The organism is Rhodococcus sp. NPDC057297 (assembly GCF_042667435.1).
Taxonomy (GTDB): domain Bacteria; phylum Actinomycetota; class Actinomycetes; order Mycobacteriales; family Mycobacteriaceae; genus Rhodococcoides.
On record NZ_JBHUZE010000002.1, the window covers coordinates 425,371 to 436,973 of the forward strand.

The window sequence follows — 11,603 nt, forward strand, 5'->3', positions numbered from 1 at the left end:
GGGAAAGCCCTCGCTGCGGACCACGGAACTGACCACGAAGCCAACACGGATCCGAGCACGAATGTCGAACAGGAGCGCGAGTGAAAACACGTCGTCGTAACCATGGCGGCCGCGCCGCGCCGAGTGTGCGGGTGGTGTCCATCGGAATTGCCGTCGCGCTGGCCGCAAGTGCGTGCTCCTCGCGCGCCGATGACCAACCCGTCGTCATCGTCGCCGACGGGTTCTCGACGTCCCACCCGTTCTACGAGTACGGGACGTCGGTGTTCGTCGACGAGCTCGAACGGAACGGCCCGGGCGTAGGACTTGCCGTCGAATCGTTCCCGTCTGCGCAGCTCGGCGCATTCGATGACATGCCGACCATGCTGACGTCGGGTATTTCCGATCTCTCTCCGATCGTTCCGGCGTACTTGTCGGCCACCGCTCCCATGTCCAGCGTCTTCGACCTTCCGGGTTACGCGGAAGATGCGTGTACCGGGGCGCGGGCGATGTCCAGGACACTCGAGGAGGGGTCGACTCTGCGAACGGAAGAAATCGACAAGTTCGACGTTCGACCGCTCTACACCGCGTTCTTGACCGGATACGAGCTCATGACCAGTGAACCGGTCACAGACCCTCGCGGACAGGGTGGCGACATTCTGAGATCACCCGGTGGCGCCGTGGATCGCGTCGTGGAGGAAATGGGCGCCGCGGGGGTGTCGATGCCGTTGAGCGACCTGTACGAGGCAGTCTCACGCGGAACGGCCGAGGGCACCGTTGCGAGTCCCACGAGCATGGCTCCGTACGGTCTGGCGGAGGTTCTGCGCAACAGCACGGTCGGATCCGAACTGGGAAGCGTCGGTGTCATCTATTCGATGTCCGACGCCAAGTGGGATCGGCTCGACGACCGCCAGAAGGCCGTCGTCACGAACGCTGGATCCGCTGCGCAGCAATCCCTGTGCGCGGCTTTGAACAGATTACTACCCGAGTCGACCGCCCAGATGGAACAAGAGGGAACCACCCTCCACCGACTCACTCCGGAAGAGAAGTTGCGGTGGTCGGACGAGGTGACGATACCGGCGCGCAACAACTGGAGAACCGATCTCGATTCCATGGGTTTGCCGGCCTCTGCCGTGCTCGCCGAATGGGAAGCAGCACTCGAACAGGAGCGCGCTCGTGAATGAACCTCGAACGAAATCCGTTGTCTCACAGACTGTCGCTGAGGGCAGTATCCGGTCCACGACGTTCGGGTACATCACGGATTCCCACCCGAGACTGGATCGATTTCAGAATGCGGTCTCGGCCGTGGCCGCGGTGCTCGCCGGAACGTGCGTGGTCGTGATGGCCGTCCTCACCTGCTACGAGGTGTTCTCAAGGCTGGCATTCGATAGACCACTGGGTTGGAACGTGTCGTTCACGGAGCGCTACCTGATGGTGGGAACATCGTTCTTCGGCACTGTCACGGCGTACCGCACGGGATCGCACGTCGCGGTCACCGGACTCGTCGAACGCTTGACGGTGGCGCTGCGTAAACCTTTGCGTCTGATCACGCTGATCGTGGTCGCCGTCGTCTTCGGATTGTTGTTCTGGTTCGGGCTTCGGGCGGCGATCGTCTCCGCGGACTTGCACGAGGTGCCTCCGGTCGGGGCCACCGAACTTCGTATCCCGGAGTGGATGTGGCGTTCGTTCGTTCCCGCCGGTTCCATCATGGCTCTGGCGATCGTGGCAGTGGACCTCTATCGCGAAGTGACTGCGCCGTGGTCGACCGTCGCGACCGAGTACGACCACGAAGATCGAACGGTGGAGGAATCGAGATGACTGCATTGGCTCTGGCGGGATTGCTGATCGTGCTGATTCTCGCCGGCATACCGGTGACGTTCGCGATCATGGCAGCCGGGTTGGTCGGTCTGGTCGTGATCGGCCGGGGGAACATCATCGACGGTGTGATGGAAACTCTGCCCGCCGCGTCCGTCACCAGTTTCACACTGACCGCCATCCCGCTGTTCATTCTGATGGCCCAGCTGGTGTTGCTCTCCGGACTGCTCGACTCGCTCTTCGACGCAGCTCGGTCGGTTGTCGGACGGGTCCGGGGAGGAACCGGCATGGCGGCCGTGGGTGCGGGAACGGCGTTCGCTGCGGTGTCCGGTTCGTCGACGGCGTCGGCCGCGACACTCGCGTACACCTCGACCGGGAAGATGATCGAGGAGGGCTATCACCCTCGTACCGCGTCCGGGATGATCGCCGTCGTCGGAACGTTGGCGGCGATGATTCCCCCGAGTATCGCGCTCGTCTTCTACGCGATCACCGCGGGCACCAGTGTGGGCGACCAACTCATCGCGGGCTTCTTTCCAGGCCTTCTCGTCGCCCTCGCCATCGTGCTGACTATGTACGTCACCATATTGCGGAACGTCGATTCCGTGCCTCGCGGCACCGCGTCGACGATGTCCGACAAGGCCGTGTCCATAGCCAAGGCATCGCCGATTCTGATTCTGTTCGGCGCCGTGGTGGGGTCGATCTACTTCGGTGTCGCCACACCGACCGAGGCCGCTGCCGTAGGGTGCCTCGCGGCGTTCGGCCTGGCGATCGTCTACCGGCGCGCCACCCTCGAAGGCTTGATCGGCGCCGTGACCGGTACCGTCAAATCCACCGCGATGATCCTCGCTATCATCGTCTCGGCACACGTGTTCGGTCACTTCATCACGGAAACACGAGTGGCGCCCGCATTCGCGAATTGGGTGGAAACCCTGACCATTCCTGCACTCGGACTCGTGCTCGTCATCGGGTTGTTCTACGTGGTGCTCGGATTCTTCATGGATCAGATCGCCATCATCGCGCTCACAGTTCCCATCGTCGTTCCGATCGTCGAGACGCTGGGCTACGATCCGATCTGGTTCGGAATCCTCATGGTTCTGTTGGCCGAGATCGGTTTGGTGACACCACCTCTCGGGCTCAACGTTTTCGTCGTCTCCCGATCGTCGGGCCGTCCGGTGGAAGAGGTGTTCCGGGGAGCGTTCCCGTACGTCGTCGCCATGCTCTTATTGGCCGTGGGCTTCTGCATCTGGCCGGACATCGTTCTCTGGGTGGTCCAGTGATCACGATGTGCGTTCTGCCGATGCCGGCACCGGGTCGACTTGCCAAGACGTCCCCGGCCACGAGCGATCAGACCCGGCTGCGACAAATGTCGATGTTCTCGAGCATGGCGGTCAGGCGGCTCTCGACTACCTCGTCCTCGTAGAAAGACGCATCGACGACTGCGCCTTCGAAGAACATCGACGGGATGTCCAACTCCCTCTGCGCCAACTAGCGATGCTCTGCGGAGACGCCTTGACGGCCCAGTTCCGCTCGGACGCAGGGAGAGTAGCAGTGTCTGGCGCTGCAGCACTGATCTCGTGATCGTCGGCGAGCCCTCTCGATGAACACAGCATTGCCGACGCCCGGGGGAGCAGTGGGAGTGCTGCGCTGTTAGTCGGTCGACTGCGCCAATGGCACGTCGTTTCCTATAGCTCAGGGCGCCGGCAGACGGCTCCGGCTTTTATCAAGTGTGATCGTCGATGCCGCCTAGATGAGCGGAGTGGGGTGCGTGCTGGGCCGGAGGTGAAACCATTTGTACTGTCGTCGTTCTCGTTCGGTCAGTCCGCCCCAGATGCCGAAGGGTTCCTGGTTGTTGAGGGCGTATTCCCGGCATTCGGATCGAACCGCGCATCGAGCACAGAGCGCCTTTGCGATGTCGACGTCTGTCGGGCTCGGAGCGTCGGAGTCCGGTGGACCGAAAAACGACGTCGGATCCTGATTTCGGCACAGCCCCTCTACCCGCCAATCCCAAGCACCGTTTCTATGGCGGACATGCCAAGCATCTCGGTTGGGTTCGATCGTCATGCGCGTAGGACCAACGCGTTTCCTTGCCCGCCGCCACCGCACAGGGCTGCCGCGCCGACGCCTCCGCCGCGTCGTGTCAATGCGTGTGCGAGCGCCAGTGCGAGCCTGGCGCCGGACATTCCTACGGGATGTCCCAATGCGATTGCGCCGCCGTGGATGTTGACTTTGTCGGCGTCGACACCGAGCTGGGTGATCGATGCAAGCGCCACACCAGCGAACGCTTCGTTGATCTCGACGAGGTCGAGGTCGTCGATTTTCAGGTCGCCGTCTCTCTCGAGTGCTTTCGCGATTGCGTTGGCAGGCTGCTGAAGGAGCGAGGTGTCCGGTCCTGCGACGAACGCCGAGGCACCGAGTTCCGCCAACCAGGTCAGGCCGAGATTCTCGGCTGTGGTTCTGCGCATCAGAACCACAGCGGCTGCGCCGTCGGACAATTGTGACGCCGATCCTGCCGTGATGGTGCCGTCCTGACGGAACGCGGGGCGTAGTACGCCGAGGCTTTCCTCTGTTGTTCCGGCGCGAATACCTTCGTCAACGGTCACGATCGTGGTTCCCCGGCGACTCGTGATCTCGACGGGCACGATCTCGTCTGCGAGATGCCCGTCCGCCGTTGCGGCAGCAGCTAGTCGGTGCGATCGTGCCGCGAACGCATCCTGGGTTGCGCGGTCCAAATCGGTGCTTTGGACGTAGCGGTCGGTGGCCTCGCCCATGGAGATGTTGTCGAACGCGCAGGTGAGGGCGTCACGGTCGAGTGCGTCGTCGAGTGCTGCTGGCCCGTAGCGGTACCCGGTGCGCGCACCGCGTGCGAGGTGCGGTGCGTTGGTCATTGATTCCATGCCTCCGGCGACGACGATGTCGGCGTCACCGGACTTGATCAGCCGGTCGGCGTCGATGATGGCTTGGAGTCCGGACAGGCAGAGGTTGTTGATGGTGATTGCGGGTGTGGTCAGGGGAATTCCTGCAGCTGCGGCTGCCTGGCGTGCCGGGTTTGGTCCGACACCGGCCTGCACGACGTTGCCCAGGATGACGGCGTCAACGTTGTCGGCGTCGACGCCGGCTTTGCTCAGTGCACCGCGGATGGCGTGCGCGCCGAGCTCGGGGGCGCTGAGCGAAGCAAGTGCGCCGGCGAGTTTGCCGATGGGCGTCCGTGCGCCTGCGACAAGAACTGTCTGTGTCATGTGTGTGGCCTCTCGGGGTTGGGGTCGGAGCGCGCTTGGTTCGATCAGCGCAATGCGGTCATGCGTTGTTCGAGTGCGCGTAGTGCGTCGAGTGCCTGGCGTGTGTTGTCGGAACCTGCAGAGAATCGCCGCGCGAGTACACGTTCCGCTTTGAGCCTGACCGTGTCACCGCGCGTGGTCAGGCGAACCAGATGTTGCTGTGGCTTGTCTGGGTTTGCCTCGCGTACGACAAGCCCGGCCGTCTCGAGGAATCCGACCGTGGCTGCGATGCTGGTGCGGTGGCGGACGAGTGCGTGGGCCAGGTCCGAGTACGTCAGTGCTCCGAGGCGCGTGAGGCAGCTCAGTATCTCGTATCTGGCCCAGCTGACACCTGAACCATTCAGCGCCTGCTCCAATTCTGCTCGTACGGTGTCGGCGAGACGCACTAGTGCCACCGATATTGTCAGTGCCGGAGGGGGACTGCTGTCGGTGCGCGGCTCGGATGCCAGTGTCATGTGCATGCTCGTTGCTTCGTCTCAGTTCTGTGAGGATGGCGCCCTGGGTGATGGCGGATCCTGCATGGGGGTCTTGGGTAGAACGACGGACAGCCCGTCCCCGCCGGAGGGGGTGGTTGGACGGTGAGGCCGGTGACGACGCCTGCTTTGTGGGCGGCGACGGGGGTTTCCATTTCCATGGCTTCGAGGACGGCGATGAAATCGCCTTCGGCGACTTGTTGGCCTTCTTCGACGGCGACCTTGACGACGGTGCCCCGCATGGGTGCCGTGGCGGCGGTACCGGAGGCAGCTCCTGCTCCTGCGCCGCCGCATGTGCGGGGCTCGGGCTACGTCGGATCGCACCGCTCGCATTTGCACTGCCGGTAGCTCCGCCCCCGCCGAGGGAGAACTGGCCGGGCAGGCGCACCTCGACGCGTCGGCCAACCGACCTCGACGACGACAGCCCGACGCAGTAGAACCTCGTCCTTATCCACTGCATCGCAGTCGAATTCTGGACGCTGGTCATTTAACAATCCTAGATCCTAGGATGGCCAACTATTGGGCGGTTGAGTAATTGTGAAAAACTTCACTCACTCTTGGCTTTGACAGGGTCGTCGATCTACCTGTGAGAGGCAGCGCATACCTCCGATGCAACGGATCGCTGAAGGAACGCATTGATCGTGGAGGCGCGGACGCCTGCCTCGTGCCGACGGCGTCTTGTATCGTGCCAAGAAGGACGCTTACCAATCGCGCGGTGACCCGCATCCATCTCGACAGCGACCGATCATCCGACGGGGTGGGACCCTGATGGCTCAACGGTCCTCACCGGTGGCCTTCAACCTACGGCCACGCGGTGGTCGAACTTTCCGGCCACGTTTGTCGATCGTGCCGGGATCAACCTTGCAGATCTGACGGATGAGCAGAAGGTCGCCGTTATGAAGGTTCTCGATGCGTTGCTCAGTGACGAGGGGTACGAGACGGTCGACGGGATCATGGGCGGTGACGAATAACTGCACGAGAACAGCAGCTCGACCGAGGAGTCGATGGGCAAGTACTCGATTGCGTTCTTCGGCGACCCGTCCAATTCGGATGCGTGGGAGGTGCAGTTCGGCGGCCATCATCTCGGCATCAACGCCACTCTCGACAGAGCTGCGCACGCGATCACGTTCGCGCCGACTCACCTGGAAATTCAGCCTGCCGTCTACACCGACGCTGACGGCAACGAGGTGCAGCCCTTCGACAACATCTACAGTCTCACCGACGAGCAGAAACAACTCCTTCTCGGCGTCATCGCCAACTGGGCCGGTCTGGCCGACTGCGAAACGACGTCCGAAGCGCTGGACACAATCGAGGCGACGCTCGACACCACCTACGTGAACTGTTCAGGCGCAACGTCGTACGACATGAGCCAGGGCACCGGCATCTACTTCCCAGTATCAGGACCCGACGTGTGCGTCGAGTTCACGGCCCAGCAGGGTTCGGCCGGTACTAAACCGGCGCCTGCCCATCGAGCCGGCCGAACGAACAGCAGTCGCCGGGAGAAGGGGGAGATGCCAGTCGAGCCGCCACGCACCGGGCGATTGCGTCATGGGCCTGTTTTTGTGGACAGTTGGGGTCCGTCAGCGACTGTCTTCCAACAGCGCATCGGACCCCGTCTACGCGGCAGCGGAGTTGCGTCCGTCATCACCGAATGTCGAATGGTGTCGCAGATCTGTCTCGGTAGAGCCCGAGCCGCCGATCAGCGACTCAGTTTCGCACCGCCGGCTAGTAAGCGCTGTCGCGATGCGGGCGAACATTCAGCAAAAGCGTAGTTTTTTGTCAGCGGTCACGTAATTCCTCAGGTGTGAGGGGTTGTCCGTCACGTAATTCCTCACCCGCTGTCACGCAATTCCCCAGCCTGGGGCGTGTCGGTGCGGGGTTCGGGTGCTGCTCAGGTTCGCTCCTGACATGGGTCCTGCCATGGGCTCGTGGAAGGGGCCTGAGGTAGCAAGGAAGTCATTCACCGTGAACGATCTGATCGAAATGTTCCGCCACTGGAACGCCGGCCGATCCCAAGTGGAGATTCACCAGGCGCTGGGGATCGACCGCAAGACCATCCGCAAGTACCTCCAACCCGCGGTCGGCGACGGAATCGAACCGGCACCGGATGAACAGTTCGACGAGCAACTCTGGCGCGAGCGCATCGACTCGTGGTTTCCCGCGCTGTCGGACCCCGCTGCTCGCGCGGTGACGTGGGATCAGATCGCACCACACCGTGATTGGATCACCGCGCAACTCGATGTCCCGGTCACGGTCGCCACCATCGCTCAGCGTTTGCGCGACGATCACCACGTCGACGTCTCCGAATCGACGGTACGTCGTTACATTGCAACAACATTCGCGGAGCAGAGACTGGAAGAGAAAGTCCCTGTCCCGCGCGGTGACGTCGAACCGGGCAGCGAAGCACAGATCGACTACGGCAAGCTCGGCATGTGGTTCGATCCACGACTCGGGCGCAGAGTCGCCGTGTGGGCATTCGTCATGGTCTTGGCGTGCTCGCGCAAGATGTTCGTCCAACCGGTCTTCCGAATGGACCAGTCATCGTGGAATGCCTCCCACGTCGCGGCGTTCGAGTATTTCGGCGGGGTCCCGGCACGATTGGTGTGCGACAACCTCAAGACCGGTGTCGAACGGCCCGATCTCTACGACCCGAAGATCAACCCCGCCTACCAGGAGCTCGCGAGTTTCTACGGAACTCTCATCGACCCCGCGAGGGCCCGTAAACCCAAAGACAAACCCCGCGTCGAACGCCCCATGCCGTACATCCGTGACTCGTTCTGGGCGGGCCGCGAATTCACCTCGCTCGAACAGATGCAGAACGCTGCATTGCATTGGGCGACAGAGGTTTACGGACGGCATCAGCATCGCGGGCTCGACGGAACCACACCATCAGCTGTGTTCGAGGCGGTCGAACAGTCCGCTCTCGCGCCGCTTCCGGCACGGTCCTTCGAGGCGGTGCGGTATTCGGTCGGCAAGGTCGCACCGGACTGCCACGTCAAAGCAGGCAAAGCGTTCTACTCGGTGCCGTGGCGGCTACTCGGGCAGAAAGTCAGTGTCCGCGCCGCCGGGGACGTCGTGCAGGTCTTCCACGAAGACGCTGTTGTCGCGACACACGTCCTGCACCTGACCGGGCGGTCGACGAACTTCGAGCACTACCCGCCGAAGAAAGTTGCCCACACGCTGCGCAGTGTCACCTGGTGCCGTGCCCAAGCCGAACAGATCGGCCCCGGCGCGGTCGCTGTCGTCGACGACTTGTCTTCGGTCAACGCCATCCACCGACTGCGAGCCATGCAAGCCATCATCCGGCTACGCGAGAAATTCGACGACGCCCGTCTCGATGCTGCGTGTGCGCGGGCACTGGCCCTCGACGATGTCCAGTACCGCACCATCAAAGGCATGCTCGTCGCCGGAACCGAGCAAGGAGATAGGTCGCTCGAACAGCCAGGGACCCCACCGCCGCCGGCGATGCTCCGCGGTCCTGATGCCTTCGACACCGAACGATCAGCATGAGCATCGGCAGATCTGATTCCGCAGTGCTGCAACCGTATTCGATGACAAGGACCCTGCCGTGACCATTCACGATCCATCGCTGCGTAGTGCCCTCAAGACCCTCAAATTGACCGGGATGCTCGATACTCTCGATGCCAGGCTCGCGCAAACCCGTGACGGGCAACTCGGGCACCTGGAATTCCTGCAAGTGCTCTGCGAAGACGAAATCGCCCGCCGTGAATCCGCAGCCCTGACCAGACGGGTACGTCGCGCAAAATTCGAGCAGGCCAACACCTTCGAGGACTTCGACTTCACCGTCAGCCCGAAACTACCCGCGGCGATGCTGCGTGACCTTGCCGCGTTGCGGTGGCTCGATTCCGGTGAATCGGTCATCCTCTACGGACCGGTCGGAGTCGGGAAAACTCATGTGGCACAAGCGCTCGGTCATCAAGTCGCGCGGAGAGGAGGTGACGTGCGCTTCGTCAAATGCTCCCGCATGCTCGCCGACCTCGCCGGCGGCCACGCCGACCGCACCATCGGCCAACGCATGCGCGAATACACCCGACCACACGTGCTCATCATCGACGACTTCGCGATGCGCGAACACACCACCACCCAATCCGATGACCTCTACGATCTGGTCTCCGACCGCGCCATCGCCGGCAAACCTCTGATCCTCACGAGCAACAGGGCCCCGAAAGACTGGTATCCACTGTTTCCGAACCCCGTCGTCGCCGAATCGCTCCTCGACCGGCTGATCAACACCAGCCATCAAGTTCTCATGGACGGACCGTCCTACAGACCCCGCAAACGACCCGGATCCAAGACCACCTGACAACCAAGCCCGTCACCGATATCCTCACCACAGCAGCACCCGCACATGGGGAATTACGCGACAACTACCCCTGGGGAATTACGCGACCGTCGACATTTTTGCCGTGTCGGGTCAAAACCTTCGACGCTAGAAGTGCGCGTATAGCTTTCCTCATGGTTCCTGGTGATACCCCCAGGTTGAGTGCGATTGTGGCGTGCCGAGCAAGGTTTCGCCGCTTTCGATTGTGCCTACGGCGCGCAGAGAGCCTAGTTGCAGAACGAGCTGATGATAGATCGGAATTGGGCTGGACGGGCGCAGGACATATACCCCTGTGCGCCTGAAGTACCGTCGCCCATTGCACAGCGCACCCAAAAGTACCTCGGCTCCTGCGGAATACCGGCCGTCACCTTCGCTTAGAGACCGATCCCCGAGGATCGGCGTAGGCCAACGTTCGTACGGTCTGCGACCTGAATGCGGTCCGTGGCTTGCTGACCGATGCTAGCTGCGTGGAGTATCAGAAATGTCTGGCATCGATAGAGCGCGCATATTCACCGATCGGGTCGTCGCCAAGAGTGCTTACGACACGAAGGAATTATAAACTGCGTCGCACGTCGTATTCGTCGATCAGGATTGATATGCGATGTTTCGGATCGCGGCGGCGACCGATCCCGCCTCGTGTACGGCGCGGCGTTGCATCGTTGTCCCGTTGCCTCGCAAAAGTTTTCGGCGGATGTCGAGTTCGACCCGGCCTCGGTCACCTGCAGCGTCCAACGCCTCCCCGACGTGGGTGGTCAATGCAGACGCTGCGGCCCCGGCGGTGACGAGTTTTCCGGTGACCGGATGAACGAGCGAGCCGGTCAATCCGTCGCGCGCAGCCCGCCAGTACGCCCACCGCAACGCGTGCTCGGGCAAGGCCGGTGCCGGGCTACCGGCACCGATATCTCGGACGGCGGTCATCACCATTGCGCGCACCAGCACGGCCAGCAACACGGTGCCGTCGACGGTCGCGGGAACATCGCTGACCCGCACCTCGACGGTCGGATAGTTCTGGGCGGGGCGAACATCCCAGTAGACCATGCCGTCGTCGAGAATCGCCCCGACTCCACGCATCTGCGCCACCACCTCGTCGTACTGCATCTCCGACGCAAGCATCGGTGGTGGTCCGGCGCTCGGCCACCGCGACCACAACACCGACCGCCACGAGGCGTACCCGGTGTCGGCGCCGTCGTAGAACGCCGAATTCGCAGTCAGCGCCAGCAGGAGCGGAAGCCAGGGCCGCAGATGGTTACCGACCGCAATTGCGGTGCCGCGATCGGGAACTTCGATGTGTACGTGTGCCCCGCACACCCCTTGCTCGGCCGCGAGGATGCCGTATTCGTCGGCGATACGCCGGTACCGAACGGTGTCGGTGATCGGGCCACTGCAGGGCAGCAGCATCGGCACACCCGTCGCAATCACCCGAGCGCCCTCGCGTGCCGCTGCGGCAGCGAGGATGCGGCGGGACGACAGCACGGTGTCGACCATGTCGGTGGCCGTATGCAGGACCGGGGTCGCAGTCTCGATCTGACACGGCGTCAACTCCAACTGAGTAGACAACCCTTCCGTCTCCGCGTGGGCGGCGACAGTTGTGTTGACCATCGCAGGAATGCCGCTGTCGACGTCGACGAGCAGCAGTTCTTCTTCGACCCCGAACGGGGGCACCACCCAGCCATCCACGCCACACATCCCCGATGACGATTTTTTCGCGCTCATTGTTTCGGC

Annotated in this window: 10 protein-coding genes and 3 pseudogenes; 7 read left to right on the forward strand and 6 right to left on the reverse strand. The window is 62.7% G+C overall.

Annotated features, from left to right (window positions below; genetic code table 11):
- Positions 1-80 precede the first annotated feature (80 nt).
- From dctP to ACFULT_RS07960, 3 genes are read left to right on the forward strand one after another with little or no spacing between them, the layout of a single operon-like run.
- On the forward strand, positions 81-1,160 hold the full coding sequence (gene dctP, locus ACFULT_RS07950) for a TRAP transporter substrate-binding protein DctP (RefSeq protein WP_378481127.1): 1,080 nt from the start codon (positions 81-83) through the stop codon (positions 1,158-1,160).
- Positions 1,153-1,794 carry a TRAP transporter small permease gene (locus ACFULT_RS07955; protein WP_378481128.1) on the forward strand — a complete coding sequence of 214 codons (642 nt, stop codon included), beginning with the start codon at positions 1,153-1,155 and terminating at the stop codon, positions 1,792-1,794. The genes dctP and ACFULT_RS07955 overlap by 8 nt, the downstream gene beginning before the upstream one ends.
- Positions 1,791-3,068, forward strand: coding sequence for a TRAP transporter large permease (locus ACFULT_RS07960; RefSeq protein ID WP_378481129.1), 1,278 nt, complete (start codon positions 1,791-1,793; stop codon positions 3,066-3,068). Before ACFULT_RS07955 ends, ACFULT_RS07960 begins: the two co-directional genes overlap by 4 nt.
- 67 nt (positions 3,069-3,135) lie before the next feature.
- On the opposite strand, the gene ACFULT_RS07965 is transcribed toward ACFULT_RS07960, so the two are convergent.
- The 5 genes and pseudogenes from ACFULT_RS07965 to ACFULT_RS07985 form a co-directional block, all read right to left on the reverse strand.
- Complete coding sequence (locus tag ACFULT_RS07965) at positions 3,136-3,276, reverse strand: hypothetical protein (RefSeq protein ID WP_378481130.1); 141 nt, start codon at positions 3,274-3,276, stop codon at positions 3,136-3,138.
- A 258-nt stretch (positions 3,277-3,534) separates the two neighbouring features.
- Positions 3,535-3,852 carry a WhiB family transcriptional regulator gene (locus tag ACFULT_RS07970; RefSeq protein ID WP_378481131.1) on the reverse strand — a complete coding sequence of 106 codons (318 nt, stop codon included), beginning with the start codon at positions 3,850-3,852 and terminating at the stop codon, positions 3,535-3,537.
- Positions 3,849-5,027 (reverse strand): acetyl-CoA C-acyltransferase, encoded by a 1,179-nt coding sequence (locus tag ACFULT_RS07975; protein WP_378481132.1) that lies wholly within the window; start codon positions 5,025-5,027, stop codon positions 3,849-3,851. Before ACFULT_RS07975 ends, ACFULT_RS07970 begins: the two co-directional genes overlap by 4 nt.
- Positions 5,028-5,071: 44 nt before the next feature.
- Positions 5,072-5,521, reverse strand: a complete 450-nt coding sequence (locus ACFULT_RS07980; protein WP_378481133.1) for a MarR family winged helix-turn-helix transcriptional regulator — start codon at positions 5,519-5,521, stop codon at positions 5,072-5,074.
- 113 nt (positions 5,522-5,634) lie between these two features.
- A pseudogene (locus ACFULT_RS07985) lies at positions 5,635-5,991 on the reverse strand (acetyl-CoA carboxylase biotin carboxyl carrier protein subunit); the annotation flags it as partial.
- Between the two features lie 402 nt (positions 5,992-6,393).
- Here ACFULT_RS07985 and ACFULT_RS07990 point away from each other — a divergent pair.
- From ACFULT_RS07990 to ACFULT_RS08005, 4 genes and pseudogenes are all read left to right on the forward strand, one after another.
- Positions 6,394-7,311: pseudogene (locus tag ACFULT_RS07990) on the forward strand (DUF3500 domain-containing protein).
- Between the two features lie 193 nt (positions 7,312-7,504).
- Positions 7,505-9,049, forward strand: a complete 1,545-nt coding sequence (gene istA / locus ACFULT_RS07995) for an IS21 family transposase (protein WP_378481134.1) — start codon at positions 7,505-7,507, stop codon at positions 9,047-9,049.
- Between the two features lie 58 nt (positions 9,050-9,107).
- Complete coding sequence (istB, locus tag ACFULT_RS08000; protein WP_378481135.1) at positions 9,108-9,863, forward strand: IS21-like element helper ATPase IstB; 756 nt, start codon at positions 9,108-9,110, stop codon at positions 9,861-9,863.
- 294 nt (positions 9,864-10,157) lie between these two features.
- Positions 10,158-10,259, forward strand: a pseudogene (locus ACFULT_RS08005) (2-keto-myo-inositol dehydratase); the annotation flags it as partial.
- 207 nt (positions 10,260-10,466) lie between these two features.
- Here ACFULT_RS08005 and ACFULT_RS08010 read toward each other — a convergent pair.
- Complete coding sequence (locus tag ACFULT_RS08010) at positions 10,467-11,558, reverse strand: glutamate--cysteine ligase (RefSeq protein ID WP_378481136.1); 1,092 nt, start codon at positions 11,556-11,558, stop codon at positions 10,467-10,469.
- Between the last annotated feature and the right edge of the window lie 45 nt (positions 11,559-11,603).

What these genes read in the sequence shown, in the direction of transcription:
- ACFULT_RS07975 (WP_378481132.1), bottom strand. Translation starts at nt 5,027, where the DNA reads ATGACACAGACAGTTCTTGTCGCAGGCGCACGGACGCCCATCGGCAAA.
- ACFULT_RS07960 (WP_378481129.1), top strand. Translation starts at nt 1,791, where the DNA reads ATGACTGCATTGGCTCTGGCGGGATTGCTGATCGTGCTGATTCTCGCC.
- ACFULT_RS07980 (WP_378481133.1), bottom strand. Translation starts at nt 5,521, where the DNA reads ATGACACTGGCATCCGAGCCGCGCACCGACAGCAGTCCCCCTCCGGCA.
- ACFULT_RS07970 (WP_378481131.1), bottom strand. Translation starts at nt 3,852, where the DNA reads ATGACGATCGAACCCAACCGAGATGCTTGGCATGTCCGCCATAGAAAC.